The following is a 15,949-nucleotide window of genomic DNA, read 5'->3' as shown; positions in this document are numbered from 1 at the left end:
CGAGACTGACTGCGTGATCACAGTAAGTCCGGCCGGGCCCTTTGTCAGCGAGGCTCGCACCGGCGGCCCGCGTAACCTGTGCGAAACACGGACACGGCATGCTGATATGAGACCTGTACTGCCACTGACGAGGGGACGCCGTGGACCGCCAGCAGGAGTTCGTGCTCCGCACCCTTGAGGAACGCGACATCCGGTTCATCCGGCTCTGGTTCACCGACGTGCTCGGCTTCCTCAAGTCCGTCGCGATCGCCCCCGCCGAGCTGGAGGGCGCCTTCGCCGAGGGCATCGGCTTCGACGGCTCGGCCATCGAGGGCTTCGCCCGCGTCTACGAGGCCGACATGCTGGCCAAGCCCGACCCGTCGACGTTCCAGATCCTGCCCTGGCGCAGCGAGACGCCCGGCGCCGGCCGCATCTTCTGCGACATCCTCATGCCCGACGGCTCGCCCTCCCACGCCGACCCCCGCTGGGTGCTCAAGCGCACGCTCGCCAAGTGCGCCGACATGGGCTTCACCTTCTACACCCACCCGGAGATCGAGTTCTTCCTGCTGAAGAACCGGCCCGAGCCCGGCGTGCGGCCCGAGCCCATCGACTCCGGCGGCTACTTCGACCACACCCCCCACAGCTCCGGCCACGACTTCCGCCGCCAGGCGATCATGATGCTGGAGTCGATGGGCATCTCGGTCGAGTTCAGCCACCACGAGGGCGCGCCCGGCCAGCAGGAGATCGACCTGCGCTACGCCGACGCCCTCACCACCGCCGACAACATCATGACCTTCCGCCTGGTCATGAAGGAGGTCGCGCTGGAGCAGGGCATCTGGGCCTCGTTCATGCCCAAGCCGTTCACCGAGCACCCGGGCTCCGGCATGCACACCCACATGTCGCTGTTCGAGGGCGACCGCAACGCCTTCTACGAGGCCGGCGCCGACTACCAGCTGTCCAAGATCGGCCGCTCGTTCATCGCCGGGCTGCTCAAGCACGCCGCCGAGATCACCGCCATCACCAACCAGTGGGTCAACTCCTACAAGCGGCTGTGGGGCGGCGCCGAGGCCATCGCCGGGCAGGGCGGCGAGGCGCCCTCCTACGTGTGCTGGGGCCACAACAACCGCTCCGCGCTCGTCCGGGTGCCCATGTACAAGCCGCACAAGGGCGGCTCGTCGCGCATCGAGTTCCGCTCGCTCGACTCCGCCTGCAACCCCTACCTGGCCTTCGCGCTCATCCTGGCCGCCGGGCTCAAGGGCATCGAGCACGGCTACGAGCTGCCGCCGGCCGCCGAGGACAACGTCTGGACCCTGACCAGCGCCGAGCGGCGCGCGCTCGGCATCCGGCCGCTGCCGCAGTCGCTCGACGACGCCATCGCCGTCATGGAGCAGAGCGAGCTGGTCGCCGAGACGCTCGGCGAGCACGTCTTCGACTTCTTCCTGCGCAACAAGCGCTCGGAATGGCGCGAATACCGGCGCCACGTCACCGAGTTCGAGCTGGGCCGCTACCTGCCGGTCCTGTAGACGCGGGCGGGCCGGTCAGCGGCCCCCCAGGCGCTCGGTCAGGGCCGCCAGCTCCTCGCGCAGCCGGCCCAGCTCGCCGACCGCCTGCCGCAGCTCGCCGAGCTCGCGCCGCATCCCGGCCAGCTCCTCCAGCGCCTGCTTCAGCTCGGCCTCGCTGCGCCGCTCCGCCGCCGCGCTCGCCTGGAAGCGCTCCACGAACCAGGAGGCGATGGCCGCGGTCACGACGCCCAGCAGCGCGATGCCCGCCGTCATCAGGCCCGCCGCCACCAGCCTGCCCTCCGGGGTGACGGGGAAGCGGTCGCCGTAGCCGACGGTGGTCATCGTCGTCAGCGCCCACCACAGCGCGTCGCCGATCGTCTTGATGTTGCCGTCGGCGTGCGAGCGCTCGATGTCGAGCACGGCGACGCTGCCCACCAGCGCCAGGAACAGCGCCGTGCCGCTCACGTACACGACCGCGCGCACGCGCAGCGGCAGCCTGACCCGGGCCGCGACCACCTGGAGCAGCAGCAGCGCCCGCAGCAGCCAGAGCGGGCGCAGCATCGGCAGCAGCACCACCACCAGGGCGGGCACGTTGCGCACCACGAACCGCAGCCGGCGCGGCGCGAGCGTCAGCCGCACCGCGTAGTCCAGCGCGAACAGCGCCCACGCGGCGACCTGGACATACCACAGGACGCGGTCGGCCCCGGGAGGCAGGGTCGGCACGACGACGGGCAGCGCCCAGCTCGCCAGGAAGCAGACGCCGATGGCCAGGAGCGCCGGTCCGGTGCGTCGTTCCCAGAGGGTCAGCCGGTCCATGCGGGCCAGTCTGCCGGGTGCCGGGCGCGGTACAGAACGTGACCATTGTCACTTCGGCCCGGAAGTCACGTGGGAACGCCGGGCCCGCCGTATCTTTTAGCGATCACCTGAACCGTTCCACGCGGGGGAGTGGGGAAGTTCGTGTGGGTTTGTTGCGTTATGTCGTAGCGCAGGCCCCGGGTGCTGGTAGATCAATGCTTCCAGTAAAATCGGCCTGTTCTAAATGATATTTCTGGACTTAACGCCCTTAGTGGCGATATTGGAGGGTGTGGCATGACGACGGCTGCCCTGCAGACCGTGCTGACCGTTCCCGAGCGCTTCCGGGGCCCCGCGGGTGTCGCCAACGGCGGCTGGCTGGCCGGAACCCTCGCCGACGCGCTCAACGGCAAACGATCGGCGGTCGAGGTCACGCTGCACGCCCCCACGCCCCTCGACAGCGAGCTGCGCCTGGAGCACGTCGCCAACACCGTCTCCCTCTACGACGGGGACAAGCTGCTCGTTGAGGCCATCCCCGTGGCCGAGGACGTGCCCGCGCCGCCGTTCGTCGCCTTCACCGAGGCCGCCCGCGCCGAGGCCGGCTTCGCCGGGCACCGCGGCCACGCCTTCCCCGAGTGCTTCGCCTGCGGCCTGCGCGAGCCGGGCGACGGCCTGCGCATCTTCCCCGGCCCGGTGGACGGCGACGGCCTCGTCGCGGCCGGCTGGCGGGTGCCGTTCACGGTCGCGGACGAGGACGGCGTCCCCGCCTCGATCGTCGCCGCCGCCCTCGACTGCGTCACCGGCTGGGCCCACTTCCAGCCCGGCGAGTCCGCCCTGCTCGGCCGCCTGGCCGTCCAGTTCCACCGCGACGTCATCCCAGGCGGCGCCTACTCGGTCGTCGGCCGCGCCACCGGCCGCGAGGGCCGCAAGCTGTTCGGCGAGAGTGCCGTGTACGAGGTGGACGGCACCCTCGTCGCCGCCGCCCAGGCCACCTGGATCACGCCCCGCTAGCACGTCCGTCCGGTCCGCCCCTGTCGGCCGGGGGCGGACCGGAACGAGACCCGCCCGAGGTCGCGCGCTGGTGTCGAGCGCAAGATTGTCCGGCACAATCCTGAAATATGCGCATCACCGTGATCGAGCACGAGGCCGACGCCGGGCTCGGCTACCTGGGCCGCTGGCTGGAGCTCCCCTGTGACGTCGTCCGGCCGTACCGGGGAGAGCCCGTGCCCGAAGCCGCAGCGGACGGGCTCGTCGTGCTCGGTGGCGAGGCCGCCGCCTGGGAGGACGAGCGCTGGCCCTGGCTGCCCGCCACCCGCGAGCTGCTGCGCCGCTCGGTCGCCGACGCGACCCCCACGCTGGCCGTCTGCCTGGGCGCCCAGCTCCTCACCCTGGCCTGCGGCGGCACGGTCGAGCGCGGCGGCAACGGGCTGGAGGCCGGCGTGTCCGAGCTGACCGCCCTGCCGCAGGCCGCCTCCGACCCCCTCTTCGCCGGGATCGCCGCGCGGCCCGGCCCGGTGCCGGCCGTCCAGTACCACGGCGACGCGATGACGCGCCTGCCCGACGGCGCGGTGCCGCTGATGACCGGCGCCCAGTACCCCAACCAGGCGTACCGGCTCGGCCCGGCGGCCTGGGCGGTGCAGTTCCACCCCGAGGCGACGCCGGACATCTTCGCCTCCTGGACGGCCGCCACCGGCCTGGAATCGGCCGGCCGCCTCGACGAGCAGGTGCGCGCCGCCGCCCCCGCCCTGGAGTCGGCCTGGCGCCCGCTGGCCGAGGCGTTCACCGCGACGATCCGCGCCGCCGCCCAGCAGCGCGCGGGCGACCTCAGAACCAGCGATCGCGGCTGAACCGCCGCCGCACCCGCGCCCCGGGAGCGGGGCCGTCGCCGGGGCCCTCGCCGGGGCCCTCGCCGGGACCGTTGCCGGGGCCATCAGCGGGGCGGCGGGCGGCGACGGCGTGGGCGACCGCGTGGACGCCCCCCAGCAGCAGCGGGAACGCCGCCAGCCCCGCCCAGCTCTTCGCCCCGCCCGCTACGGGCACGCCGGACGCCTTGAGCCGGCGCCACGCCCACACCGAGAACGGGATCACCACCAGCGGCGACGTCACCACGCCCGGCGTGTAGCCGCGCGTGGCGGCGGCCTGGGCGAGGTGCACCACCCCGTGCGCGCCGAAGCCCAGCAGCACCGTCTGGAAGGTGGCGCTGCGCCCGCCGGTGCGCGCCCCCAGCGCCGACGCGCCGGCCATCACGCCGCCCATGAGCCCGATGGCCACGTTGACGTGCCGCTGCGACACCTCCAGGCGCTCCCACGGCACGCCCGGGAACCGCTTCTCCAGCCGGGGCCTGGCCGCCCGCGCCCAGCCGGCCATGGTGGCCAGCTCCTCCGCGTCGTGCACCATCCAGGCCGCGAGCAGCCCCCACGTCACCGTCGCCGGCACCCTCTCCACGTCCGCCTCCTTTCTATGAAACACAACGCAACGTTGCGTTGCAGTCTAGGCCGCGCCGGTCCGGGCCTGTCAAGATGGAGGGGTGCCCAGGATCGAGTCCACCGCCGCGCGCCTCGCCAAGCTCGGATTCGCCGACGGAGCCACGGCGGCGCGGCTCGTCCAGCAGGCCCCCGCCGACCTCACCGAACTGCTCGACGCGCTCGTCGGGGTCGCCGACCCCGACCTGGCGCTGGCCTCGCTCGCCCGGCTCGCCGAGAGCGACCCGGGCGCCCTCGACAGGCTCCGCGCCGACGCCCGGCTCCGCGAGCGCGTCCTCGCCGTCCTCGGCGTCAGCGCCGCCCTGGGCGATCACCTCGTACGCCACCCCGCCCACCTCGACCTGCTGGCTACACCCCGCCCGGACGATCCCCGCACGGCGCTCCTCGACGCCGTGGGCGCCCGCGCCGACCTCCAGCGGCCCGTGGCCGGACGGGACGACGCCCTGGTCGCGTTGCGCGTCGCCTACCGGGGACGGCTGGCGCACCTGGCCGCCCGCGACCTGACCAGGGAGGCGTCCCAGGCCGAGGTGACCGCGGAGCTGTCCGACCTGGCCGGGGCCGCGCTGGAGGCGGCGCTGGCCGTGGCACGCGCCGAGGTCGGCGAGGGCGGTGAGGTCGCTGAGATCGGCGAGGGCGGCGAGGGTGACGTGCGCCTGGCCGTGATCGGGATGGGCAAGTGCGGCGCCCGGGAGCTCAACTACATCAGCGACGTCGACGTGATCTTCGTGGCGGAGCCGCGCGAGGGCGCCGACGAGACCAAGGCGCTGCGCACCGCCACCCGGCTCGCGCAGGCCATGATGCGCGCCTGCTCGACCGCCACCCCCGAGGGCGCGCTGTGGGAGGTGGACGCCGGGCTGCGGCCCGAGGGCAGGTCAGGCCCGCTGGTGCGGACCCTGGCCAGCCACCTGGCCTACTACCGGCGCTGGGCCAAGACATGGGAGTTCCAGGCCCTGCTGAAGGCCCGGCCGGTGGCGGGCGACCTGGAGCTGGGCGCCGCGTACGTGGAGGCGGTCAACGAGCTCGTCTGGTCGGCCGCCACCCGGGAGAACTTCGTCGAGGACGTCCAGGCGATGCGCCGCCGCGTGGAGGCGCACGTCAAGACGGAGGGCGAGCGCCAGATCAAGCTCGGGCCGGGCGGGCTGCGCGACATCGAGTTCGCGGTGCAGCTCCTCCAGCTCGTGCACGGCCGGCTCGACCCGCTGCTGCGCCGCCGGGCGACGCTGCCGGCGCTGGCCGCGCTCTCGCGGGGCGGCTACGTGGGCCGCGACGACTCGCGGGGGCTGGCCGAGGCGTACACGTTCCTGCGCCAGGTCGAGCACCTGCTGCAGCTTCACCGGCTGCGGCGCACCCACGTGCTGCCGGAGGACCCGGCCGACCTGCGCCGGCTCGGCCGGGCGCTCGGCATGCAGGCCGACCCGGTGGGGGAGTTCACCCAGCGCTGGCGGCGCCACGCCCGGGAGGCGCGGCGGCTGCACGAGAAGCTGTTCTACCGGCCGCTGCTCCAGGCGGTGGCCCGGCTGCCGGAGTCGGAGGCCAGGCTGTCGCCGTCGGCGGCGGCGGCCCGCCTGTCGGCGCTCGGGTTCGTCGACCCGGAGGGCGCGCTGCGCCACATCGCCGCGCTGACCGCCGGGGTGTCCCGGCGGGCGGCGATCCAGCGGACGCTGCTGCCGGTCATGCTCGGCTGGTTCGCCGACACGCCCGACCCCGACGCCGGGCTGCTCGGCTTCCGGCAGGTGAGCGACAAGCTCGGCACCACGCCGTGGTACCTGCGGCTGCTGCGCGACGAGACGGCCGTGGCCGCCCGGATGGCGCGGGTGCTGGGCACCAGCCGCTACGCCGCCGGGCTGCTCATGCACGCCCCCGACGCGGTCGCGCTGCTCGGCAGCGACGACGACCTGGCCCCCAGGCCGCCGGAGTCGCTGCTCGGCGAGGCGTCGGCGGCCGTCTCCCGCTACGGCGACGACGCCGAGACGGCCGTGGCGGCGGTGCGGGCGCTGCGCCGCCGCGAGCTGTTCCGCACCGCCGTCGCCGACGTGTCGGGGCTGGCCGACATCGAGCAGGTCGGGGCCGCGCTGTCGGCGCTCAACGACGTGACGATCCGGGCCGCGCTCGGCGCCGCGCTCGGCAAGGTCGAGGCCGAGCGCCGCAGCCCGCTCCCCACCCGGTTCGCGGTCATCGCGATGGGCCGGCTCGGCGGCATGGAGTCGTCCTACGCCAGCGACGCCGACGTGATGTTCGTGCACCTGCCGCTGCCCGGCGCCGGCGAGCGCGAGGCCACCGACGCCGCCCACGCCGTCGCCAACGAGCTGCGCCGGCTGCTGTCGCTGCCCGCCCCCGACCCGCCCCTGCACATCGACCCCGACCTGCGCCCCGAGGGCAGGCAGGGCCCGCTCGTGCGCACACTCGCCTCCTACGGCGCCTACTACGCGCGCTGGTCGGCGCCGTGGGAGGCGCAGGCGCTGCTGCGCGCCCGCTTCTCGGCCGGCGACGCCGAGGTCGGCGCCGCCTTCACCGCGATGGTGGACGAGCTGCGCTACCCCGCCGGCGGGCTCACCGGCGAGGCCGTACGCCACATCAGGCGGCTCAAGGCGCGCATGGAGGCCGAACGGCTGCCGCGCGGCGCCGACCCCGCGCTGCACACCAAGCTCGGCCCCGGCGGGCTGTCGGACGTCGAGTGGGTGGCGCAGCTCCTGCAGCTCCGGCACGCCGGTGACACGCCGTCGTTGCGCACCACCCGTACCCTGGAGGCGCTGCGCGCGGCCGTCGCCGCGGGGCTGCTCGGCGCCGCCGACGAGGCTGTGCTCGGCGAGGCGTGGCGGTGCGCCTCCCGCGTCCGCGACGCGATCATGCTGGTCAAGGGGCGGCCCGGCGACAGCGTGCCCGCCGACGCGCGCGAACGCCGCCTGCTCGCCCAGGCGCTCGGCTACCCGCCCGACGGCTCGGAGGACTTCCTCGACGACTACCGCCGCGTCACCCGCCGCGCCCGCCAGGTCGTCGAGCGCGTCTTCTACGAAGGTTGACACCCCCCGAGGCCCAGGGTGTAAGTATCAGAGGTGTTATCCGCCTACGTTGATCTCGCCCTCGGCCTCGTGCTGTCGTTCCTGCTGCTGTCGCTGCTGGTCAGCGGGCTGAACGAGGCGGTCGTCCGGGTCCTGTCGATCCGCAGCAAGTTCCTGTGGGCCTACCTGCGCGACACTCTCGACGGCGCCGACGCGCGCGGCAGGTCGTGGCTGCCGGGCCGGGTGCGCGACGTGTTCGCGGCGCTGCCGTTCGCCCGCGACCCCAGGCCCGCGCACGACCCGAAGCCGGCGCCCGCCGAGTCGGCCGAGGTGCCGGCGAGCGACGGCGGCGGCGCCCTGACGAGCCTGCTGTACGAGCGCGTCCGCGAGATCGACCACCCCAAACGGGGCCGCACCAGCATCTCCAACCTGCCGCCCGGCCGCTTCTCCGTGGCGGTCATGGAGATGGCCGCCCGCGAGCCCGGCGGCGTCGAAGGGCTGCTGGAGAAGCTCAAGGCCATGGGCAGCCCGCTGTACGGCCACCTCAACGGCGTGTGGGAGAGCGCCCAGCGTGACCTCGACCGGTTCCGGCAGGGCGTGGAGAGCTGGTTCGACAGCGAGATGCAGCGGCTGTCGATGCTCTACAAGCGCTACGTCAAGTGGGTGGTGACCGCGCTGGGGCTGCTGGTGACGCTGCTGTTCACCATGGACGGCCTGGAGTACGGCAAGACGCTGCTGCGCGACAACGCCTTCCGCGCCTCGGTGACCGCCGTGTCCGGGCCCGAGGCGTACGAGGAGCTCAAGGCCCGCTGCGAGCAGGCCGACCCGGTGGGCTGCATCACCGACACGCTCAGCGAGCCGGCGCTGGTCAAGCTGTTCGACCACGCGATCGTCAGCGTGTCGATCCCGGCCGAGGGTGATCCGTCGGTGCACTGGAACGGCGGCCTGTGGTGGGACCGGCTCACCACGCCGAGCCACTGGCCCGGCTTCCTGCTGACGTACGTGGCGCTGCTGTTCGGGGCGCCGTTCTGGTGGGACGTCCTGCGGCGGATCACCGGCATCCGGTCGCGGCGTTAGCATGCCGGACGTGGAGACCGAACGTCTGATCATGCGCAGGTGGCGCGAGGCCGACCGTGAGCCGTTCGCGGCGCTCAACGCCGACCCCGAGGTCATGGAGCATTTCCCGGCCACGCTGAGCCGGGCCGAGAGCGACGCCTTCGCCGACAAGATCGAGCAGCGCTTCGACGAGCACGGCTACGGGCTGTGGGCGCTGGAGGTGCGGGAGAGCGGCGAGTTCATCGGGTTCACCGGGCTGGCGCTGCAGACGTTCGACGCGCCGTTCCTGCCCGCGGTGGAGATCGGCTGGCGGCTGGCCAGGAAGGCGTGGGGCCACGGTTATGCCATCGAGGCCGCCCGCCGGGCCGCCGCCCACGCCTTCGGAGAGGCCGGGCTGACGGAGATCATCTCCATGACGGCCCTGACCAACACCCGTTCCCAGGCGGTGATGCGGCGGCTCGGCATGACCCGCGACCACTCCTGCGACTTCGAGCACCCGAGCGTCCCCGAGGGCAGCCCGCTGCGCCCGCACGTCCTCTACCGGCTCGGGCGCGGCTCGCTCATCGCGTAGAGCACGTCGCGCAGCGCCTCCTCCCGGCCGCGCGGCCAGACCAGCCGCAGTGCCAGCCGGTGCGCAGGCCGGTGCGCCCCTGGCGCGAGCGCCACCAGCGCGCCCGACGCCAGGTCGTCCTCGACGGCGAAGTCCGGCAGCAGCGCCCTGCCGAAGCCCCGCCTGGCCCACTCGCGGGCCGTGGCGACGCTGGTCAGCTCCCGGCGCGGGCCCGTCACCTCCGGCAGCCGGTCGGCGGCCAGCCGGATCGAGCAGCCGGGCGCGGAGACGAGCAGCGGGTCGCGGTCGCCGTCCGGGGCCGCGACCAGCAGCAGCTCGACCTCGCCCACGTCGGCGAAGTCCAGGTCCGGCGGCGCGTCGAAGCCCAGCGTGCCCACGGCCGGGCCCGCGTCGAGCAGCAGCGCCGCGTCCACGCCGCCGCCCGCCAGCTCGGCCAGCAGCGCCTGCCGGGGCAGCGACCGCACGTCCACGTCCAGGTCGGGCCGGCGCTCTGAGAGGCGGCGCACCACGCCGGGCAGCCGGGTGGCCGCCAGCATCTCCAGCGCCCCCACCGTGACCCGCCGCCGCGCGCCCGTGACCGCGCGCCGCACCTCCTCGGCATGGTCGAGCAGCGCCTGCGCCCGGCCGAGCAGCTCCGTGCCGTGGCCGGTCAGGCGCATCCCGCGCGGCGTCCGCTCGAACAACGACACCCCGAGCCCCGCCTCCAGCCTGCGCACCTGCTCCGACACCGACGCCGGAGCCAGCCCGAGCCCGTGCGCGGCCCCGGTGACCGTGCCCGCCCCGGCCACCGCTACGAAGCATCGCAAATGACGCAGATCCACGATGCCGAGCATACGGTCCGCCCGAACGCGCCCCACGGTCCCGGCTGTTGAACGCGCCCCCGGCCCGCCCGCAGGCTGGCCCGCATGAAGCTCCTCGGGGTCTGCCTCGCCTACTTCCTCGTCCTGCTGGACACCACCGTGCTCACCATCGCCCTGCCCGACCTGCGCGCCTCCCTCGGCGGATCGGTCGCCGGGCAGCAGTGGGCCGTCAACGCCTACACCGTCGCCTTCGCGGCCACCCTCCTCACCGGCGGGGCCGTCGCCGACCGCTACGGGGCCGCCCGGGTGTTCAGGACGGGCGTGGCCGCGTTCGGGCTGCTCTCCCTGGCATGCGCCGCCGCGCCCGCGCTCGGCGTGCTCGTCGGCGCGCGGGCGTTGCTCGGCGTGGCGGGCGCGCTCTGCGTGGGCGGCTCGCTCGGCCTGCTCGCCGAGCTGTACCCGGCGCCGGCCGCGCGGGCGCGTGCCACCGGCGTGTGGGCCGCCGCCGCCGGCACCGCCCTCGCCGCCGGGCCGCTCCTCGGCGGCCTGCTCGTGGAGCTGGCCGGATGGCGGGCGGTGTTCCTGGTGAACGCCCCGCTCGCCGCCCTCGGCCTGCTCGCCCTCCGCGGCGTCCGGTCCCCGGCGGGACGGCGGCCGGTCGCCTGGGCGGCCCAGGCGGCGGCCTGCCTGACGCTCGCCCTCCTCGCCCACGCCGCCACCACCCGCTCCGCAGCCGCCCTCGCCGCCGCCGCGGCCCTCCCGGCGGCGACCCTGCTGGTACGGCGGGGCGTCGTATCGGCGCGGACCGGGCGGCGGGATGCCGGGTCGGCGGCCGGTGCGGCGCCTCCGGGGCTGGTCAGGGCGGTGTGGCCGGAGCTCGTGGCCGGGGCGGCGGCGAACTTCGCGTTCGCGGGCGCCCTGTTCGTCCTTACCCTGTTCCTTCAGGACGTGCGCCACCTGACGCCGATGGCCGCCGGGCTGGCGTTCCTGCCGCTGACGCTGCCCATGACCGTCAACCCGCTGCTCACCGGCCGGATCGTCGCCCGCTACGGGGCCCGCCCGCCGATCCTGGCCGGGCTGGCGCTCCTCACGGCGGGCCTGGCGGGCCTGGCGCTGACGGACGCGCTCGTACCCTGGCTCCTGGTGACCGGCACGGGGTTGTCGCTGTGCCTGCCCGCCCTGGTCGCGGGCGTGATCGCGGGCGCCCCGCCCGGCACGGCGGGCACCGCCGGCGGCGTCCTCAACGCCGCCCGCCAGGCCGGCGCCACCCTCGGCGTCGCGGTCCTGGCCGGCCTGGCCCGCCCCCTGCTCGCCGCCGCCCTCCTGACGGCCGCCACCGCCGCCTGCTACGCCCTGGCAGGCCACGTACGGGCCCGCCGGCAGGCATGGCAGAACTGACCATCCGGTGACTGTCACTCTACGCATTCGTATAACTACGTTAAGTGACACAACGACTACCGGGAGGCACCCATGCCCAGCATCACCCGCAAGATCGGCGTCATGTCCGCCGCCGCCGCGCTCGCCGTCCTCACCGCGGCGGCTCCGGCCACCGCGCTCCAGGCCACGCCGGCGTACTTCACGATGACCGACATCACCCGTGAACAGTTCGTCGTCCAGCTCACCGACCCCGCCGACATCCAGCACGCCCGCGACCTGCTGAGCGGCGCGACCGACGAGCGGCCGCACCTCTACGGCCGGATCGACAAGCGCACCGCCTCCTACAACCCCCGCTGGAGCTACCACTTCCGCCCCGACACCGTCGACTTCTTCGACGTGGCCATCGAGGTGTGCGACGCCAGCATCCCGTACGTCGAGAACCACCTGGACGAGGCGGGCGGCGCGTTCCTGCCCGGCCTCGTCTGGTGCCCGTGGAGCTCCCGCCTGGTGAACGAGATCTCCGCGCCGTAACGGCGGCGTCAGGGGGTTCCGCCGCGTCGACGGCGGAACCCCTTTGTGCTTATTTGCGGTGTTACGCTCAAAGAAGATCGCCTATGGGTGGAGGAGGTCATCGTATGGGTGTGCGATCGTTTCCGCTTACCCTGCGCGTCACGGTGAACGGCGCGACCCCGGACGAGATAAGGGAGGGCGCCGTGGCGCAGGCGCTCGAGTTCTTCGGGTCAGGGGCGGAACTGGACGTCATCAGCGCCGAAGCCGAGCCCGACGGAGAGCACCACAACCGCTACCGCGCCGTCGTCGTCTTCCGGAAGGTCGCCTGATCGGGGCCCCGGTGAGCGGGAACGCCAGAGTCATGTAACTCTCTGTTGTCAGACCGCTACGCTCCGCTGTTGAGTGGGGTGTCTGCCTCCGCAGGCATGCCGACACAGCAAAGGAGTCCCCCCATGACGACCCGCCTCCGCAAAGCCGCCGGGCTGCTGCTGGCCACGGCGACCGCCGCCGCCGGTCTGGCCCTGCCCGCCGCCGCGGCCCAGGCCGCCGCGCCGATTCCCTGCCCGAAGATCATCGGGGTGGTCTGCGCCCAGACCGCGGAGGGCGAGCTGAGATTCTTCACGGCGGACCAGCCCTCCATCGTCCCGCCCGTCGTCCGGGCGGTGAGCCAGGACCACGAGCCGTGGTGCTTCTACGCGGAGCCGGACTACAACGGCGAGCGCCGCGAAGTCTCCCCGTGGGAGCTCGTCGAGGACTTCGGCTTCGACGTCCACTCGGCCAGGCGCGGTCAGTGCACCTGGTCGTGAACCCAGCGACCCTGACCTGAGGCGCCATCCGGGCCCCGGGGGTGAACCCGCCGTCCGCGCGTCAGTCCCGGGCCTGGTCGCCGCCGCGCCGGCCCGCGCGCCGCGTCTTCGGCAGGGTCCAAAGGGACGGCCCCCGCAGGGGGTGCGGGGGCCGTTCTCGGGGGTCCGGGTGTCAGGGGTTGTCGTAGCCGATCCAGGTGATGTACCAGCCGTACTGCTGGGCGGTGGCCGGCGTGATCGCGCTGCCGTCCTTCCACTGGACGTAGACGCGGAACGAGGTGGCGGTGGAGGAGTAGACGGCGCTGGGACCGACCAGGTTCCACTGGCTGCCGCCGGGGCCGGAGATGGAGGTGACGTAGTGGGGGCGGCCGGAGAAGCGGGCGGAGGTGGTGTCGACGTCGATGAAGATGCCGTTGGCGCCGTACGCTTTCCAGCCCTGGCCGGAGCTGGTCTGCCCGGCGGCGATGCGTGCAGTCGGCATGGAGGGTCCTTTCCCGATGGGGAGTGCTCTCACCAAGAGTGTTCAATTGATTACTCTGGGTGTCTATGCACAGTTCCATGCCTCATGCGCCACCTATAACCCACTCCTGAGGAGCGGCGCCTCGTGCTATGCGGGGCGCGGACACGCGAACGACCCGGCGCCGCGATGCCGGGTCGTCCTGTTGCGCGTTCTAGCAATCGTAGTAGAGCTCGAACTCGTGCGGGTGCGGGCGCAGGCGGATCGGGTCGACCTCGTTCTCGCGCTTGTAGGCCACCCACGTCTCGATCAGGTCGGGCGTGAAGACGCCGCCTTCGAGCAGGTAGTCGTGGTCGGCCTCGAGGGCGTTGAGCACGTCGGTCAGCGAGCCGGGCACCTGGGGCACCTGGCGGGCCTCCTCCGGCGGCAGCTCGTACAGGTCCTTGTCGACCGGCTCCGGCGGCTCGATCTTGTTGCGGATGCCGTCGATGCCCGCCATCAGCATGGCGGCGAACGCGAAGTACGGGTTGCACGACGGGTCGGGCACCCGGAACTCGATGCGCTTGGCCTTCGGGTTGGAGCCGGTGATCGGGATGCGGACGCAGGCCGACCGGTTGCGCTGCGAGTAGACCAGGTTGACCGGCGCCTCGTAGCCGGGGACCAGGCGGTGGTAGGAGTTGACCGTCGGGTTGGTGAACGCCAGCAGCGACGGCGCGTGCTTGAGCAGGCCGCCGATGTAGTAGCGGGCGGTGTCGGAGAGCCCGGCGTAGCCGACCTCGTCGTAGAACAGCGGCGAGCCGTCCTTCCACAGCGACTGGTGGCAGTGCATGCCGGACCCGTTGTCGCCGAAGATCGGCTTGGGCATGAACGTGACGGTGTGGCCGTACTCCTGGGCGGTGCTCTTGATGATGTACTTGTAGAGCATCAGGTTGTCGGCGGTCCGCAGCAGGGTGCCGAACTTGAAGTCGATCTCCGCCTGGCCCGCCGTGCCGACCTCGTGGTGCTGCATCTCGACGTCGATGCCGCATTCGATGAGGTTGCGGACCATCTCCGAGCGCAGGTCGGTGAAGTGGTCCATCGGGGGCACGGGGAAGTAGCCGCCCTTGTAGCGCGGCTTGTAGCCGAGGTTGCCGCCCTCGGTGGCCTTGCCGGTGTTCCAGGCGCCTTCGATGGAGTCGATGTAGTAGTAGCCGGCGTTGGCCTTCGTCTCGAAGCGGACGTCGTCGAAGATGTAGAACTCCGCCTCCGGCCCGAAGTAGACGGTGTCGGCGATGCCGGTGCCCTTGAGGTATTCCTCCGCCTTGCGGGCGACGTTGCGCGGGTCGCGGCTGTAGGCCTCGCCGGTCAGCGGGTCGTGCACGAAGAAGTTGATGTTGAGCGTCTTGTGCTGGCGGAACGGGTCGACCACGGCGCTGGACGGGTCCGGCAGGAGCAGCATGTCGGACTCGTGGATGGCCTGGAAGCCCCGGATCGACGAGCCGTCGAACATCAGGCCGTCGGTGAACACGCTGGCGCCGAAGTTCTCGACCGGGAAGGTGAAGTGGTGCGTCGTCCCCGGCAGGTCGGTGAACCTGACATCGACGAACTGCACCCCTTCGTCCCTGATGAACTTCAGGACGTCGTCGGCGGAGTTGAACACTCTCGAACCTCCCTGGGGACGGGCTATGAGCCCGACCGTAGGACGAGGCCGTTTCCGTACGGTGTCTCGATTGTTTCGCATGTGTTACGCGGGGTCGGAGGCCCCGTTCACGGACGGCGGGACGGTGAACGCGGGGGCGCTGCCGCGCGGCGGGGGCGGGGGAGCGGAGGTGAGCAGGTCGGGCCGGAAGGCCACGACCAGGCCGGCGGCGGCGATCACCGCGAGCACGGCCGCGGCGGCCAGCCACAGGCGGCGGCCCGGGTGCGGCTCCCCGGCCGCCTTGCTCGCCGCCGCCCTCATCCGGCGCCGCTCGTCCGCGCCGATCTGCGCGACCAGCTCGTTGAAACGCGCGTCTAGGTCGTCCCCGTACGGCATGGCGTACATGATGGCCGTGAACGGCGGCGCGGTGAAGCGCGGGCAGGTCACGATCCAGGGCGCCCGCCCCGCCGGATACCTTTGAGTCATGAGCAGGAACGAGCCGCGCTGGACGCAGACCTGGCTGGGCGGCGTGCGCGCCGCCGGAGTCGACCTCGGCTACCCGGGGGAGCGGCTGGGGCTGCCGGAGGAGGGCAGCGGCGCGATCGCCGGGTGGGGCCGCAGGATCGCCGCCCTGGTGATCGATTGGATGATCTGCACCTGGGTGATCACGCAGTTGCTGCTGCGCACCGACCCGGCCCAGGCGCCGTGGCTGCCCGCCGTGGTGTTCGCCGCGCAATATCTGGTGCTGGTGGGCGCCATGGGCCAGACGTTCGGCCACCGGCTGGCGGGCATCCGCGTGGCGGCGATGGACGGCGGCGACCCGCGCTGGGTGCCGGTGCTGGCGCGCACGGCGCTGCTCGCGCTGGCGATCCCGGCGTTGATCTTCGACCGCGACCATCGCGGCCTGCACGACCGGGCGTCCAACACGATGGTCGTCCGCATGTGACGACGAAAACTGTACCGGGTTTGAATTTGTACCCGGTACGGTTTACGCTGCCC

At 73.1% G+C, this 15,949-nt stretch carries 17 protein-coding genes; 11 read left to right on the top strand and 6 right to left on the bottom strand.

Features of this window, described 5'->3' with window-relative positions:
- The first annotated feature begins 140 nt into the window (after window positions 1–140).
- A complete protein-coding gene (locus ACBI99_RS05660; RefSeq protein ID WP_219510805.1) occupies window positions 141–1,502 on the top strand; it encodes a glutamine synthetase family protein in 1,362 nt (453 codons plus the stop codon).
- A gap of 15 nt (window positions 1,503–1,517) precedes the next feature.
- Here ACBI99_RS05660 and ACBI99_RS05655 read toward each other — a convergent pair whose 3' ends face one another.
- Window positions 1,518–2,297: an ion channel gene (locus ACBI99_RS05655; RefSeq protein WP_375071800.1), complete on the bottom strand. Its 780-nt coding sequence runs from the start codon at window positions 2,295–2,297 to the stop codon at window positions 1,518–1,520.
- Window positions 2,298–2,570: 273 nt separating this feature from the next.
- Between ACBI99_RS05655 and ACBI99_RS05650 the strand changes: the two genes are divergently transcribed.
- A complete protein-coding gene (locus ACBI99_RS05650) occupies window positions 2,571–3,284 on the top strand; it encodes a hypothetical protein (protein WP_357586431.1) in 714 nt (237 codons plus the stop codon).
- 107 nt (window positions 3,285–3,391) lie between these two features.
- The gene (locus ACBI99_RS05645; protein WP_375071799.1) at window positions 3,392–4,120 is read left to right on the top strand and encodes a type 1 glutamine amidotransferase; all 729 of its coding nucleotides are present in this window, start codon (window positions 3,392–3,394) and stop codon (window positions 4,118–4,120) included.
- Here the strand turns inward: ACBI99_RS05645 and ACBI99_RS05640 are convergent.
- Complete coding sequence (locus tag ACBI99_RS05640) at window positions 4,098–4,718, bottom strand: HXXEE domain-containing protein (RefSeq protein ID WP_375071798.1); 621 nt, start codon at window positions 4,716–4,718, stop codon at window positions 4,098–4,100. The genes ACBI99_RS05645 and ACBI99_RS05640 overlap by 23 nt on opposite strands.
- An 82-nt stretch (window positions 4,719–4,800) precedes the next feature.
- On the opposite strand from ACBI99_RS05640, the gene ACBI99_RS05635 reads away from it, so the two are divergent.
- Genes ACBI99_RS05635 through ACBI99_RS05625 form a run of 3 tightly spaced genes read left to right on the top strand, consistent with a single transcriptional unit; the run spans window position 4,801 to window position 9,382 of the window.
- Complete coding sequence (locus ACBI99_RS05635; RefSeq protein ID WP_375071797.1) at window positions 4,801–7,776, top strand: bifunctional [glutamine synthetase] adenylyltransferase/[glutamine synthetase]-adenylyl-L-tyrosine phosphorylase; 2,976 nt, start codon at window positions 4,801–4,803, stop codon at window positions 7,774–7,776.
- Between the two features lie 33 nt (window positions 7,777–7,809).
- On the top strand, window positions 7,810–8,832 hold the full coding sequence (locus tag ACBI99_RS05630) for a hypothetical protein (RefSeq protein WP_219510794.1): 1,023 nt from the start codon (window positions 7,810–7,812) through the stop codon (window positions 8,830–8,832).
- Window position 8,833: 1 nt separating this feature from the next.
- A complete protein-coding gene (locus ACBI99_RS05625; RefSeq protein WP_219510792.1) occupies window positions 8,834–9,382 on the top strand; it encodes a GNAT family N-acetyltransferase in 549 nt (182 codons plus the stop codon).
- Here the strand turns inward: ACBI99_RS05625 and ACBI99_RS05620 are convergent.
- Window positions 9,349–10,203, bottom strand: coding sequence for a LysR family transcriptional regulator (locus ACBI99_RS05620; RefSeq protein ID WP_375071796.1), 855 nt, complete (start codon window positions 10,201–10,203; stop codon window positions 9,349–9,351). The two genes, ACBI99_RS05625 and ACBI99_RS05620, sit on opposite strands and share 34 nt — an antisense overlap.
- A gap of 84 nt (window positions 10,204–10,287) precedes the next feature.
- Between ACBI99_RS05620 and ACBI99_RS05615 the strand changes: the two genes are divergently transcribed.
- The 4 genes from ACBI99_RS05615 (at window position 10,288) to ACBI99_RS05600 (ending at window position 12,875) form a co-directional block, all read left to right on the top strand.
- Window positions 10,288–11,580: an MFS transporter gene (locus ACBI99_RS05615; protein WP_375071795.1), complete on the top strand. Its 1,293-nt coding sequence runs from the start codon at window positions 10,288–10,290 to the stop codon at window positions 11,578–11,580.
- Window positions 11,581–11,652: 72 nt separating this feature from the next.
- Complete coding sequence (locus tag ACBI99_RS05610; protein ID WP_219516479.1) at window positions 11,653–12,090, top strand: calmodulin-binding protein; 438 nt, start codon at window positions 11,653–11,655, stop codon at window positions 12,088–12,090.
- Window positions 12,091–12,194: 104 nt separating this feature from the next.
- Complete coding sequence (locus tag ACBI99_RS05605) at window positions 12,195–12,398, top strand: hypothetical protein (protein ID WP_219516477.1); 204 nt, start codon at window positions 12,195–12,197, stop codon at window positions 12,396–12,398.
- A gap of 123 nt (window positions 12,399–12,521) precedes the next feature.
- Window positions 12,522–12,875: a hypothetical protein gene (locus ACBI99_RS05600; RefSeq protein ID WP_219516475.1), complete on the top strand. Its 354-nt coding sequence runs from the start codon at window positions 12,522–12,524 to the stop codon at window positions 12,873–12,875.
- A gap of 172 nt (window positions 12,876–13,047) precedes the next feature.
- On the opposite strand, the gene ACBI99_RS05595 is transcribed toward ACBI99_RS05600, so the two are convergent.
- From ACBI99_RS05595 to ACBI99_RS05585, 3 genes are all read right to left on the bottom strand, one after another.
- Window positions 13,048–13,356 carry a hypothetical protein gene (locus ACBI99_RS05595; RefSeq protein ID WP_375071794.1) on the bottom strand — a complete coding sequence of 103 codons (309 nt, stop codon included), beginning with the start codon at window positions 13,354–13,356 and terminating at the stop codon, window positions 13,048–13,050.
- A gap of 190 nt (window positions 13,357–13,546) precedes the next feature.
- A complete protein-coding gene (gene glnA, locus ACBI99_RS05590; RefSeq protein ID WP_219516471.1) occupies window positions 13,547–14,971 on the bottom strand; it encodes a type I glutamate--ammonia ligase in 1,425 nt (474 codons plus the stop codon).
- Between the two features lie 84 nt (window positions 14,972–15,055).
- Window positions 15,056–15,436 (bottom strand): hypothetical protein, encoded by a 381-nt coding sequence (locus tag ACBI99_RS05585; RefSeq protein ID WP_219516462.1) that lies wholly within the window; start codon window positions 15,434–15,436, stop codon window positions 15,056–15,058.
- Here ACBI99_RS05585 and ACBI99_RS05580 point away from each other — a divergent pair.
- A complete protein-coding gene (locus ACBI99_RS05580; protein ID WP_219516452.1) occupies window positions 15,435–15,896 on the top strand; it encodes an RDD family protein in 462 nt (153 codons plus the stop codon). The two genes, ACBI99_RS05585 and ACBI99_RS05580, sit on opposite strands and share 2 nt — an antisense overlap.
- Window positions 15,897–15,949 lie beyond the last annotated feature (53 nt).

Source organism: Nonomuraea sp. ATR24 (assembly GCF_041950485.1).
In the GTDB taxonomy this organism is placed as follows: Bacteria; Actinomycetota; Actinomycetes; order Streptosporangiales; family Streptosporangiaceae; genus Nonomuraea; species Nonomuraea ceibae.
This window is presented reverse-complemented; position numbering and strand designations above follow the sequence as displayed.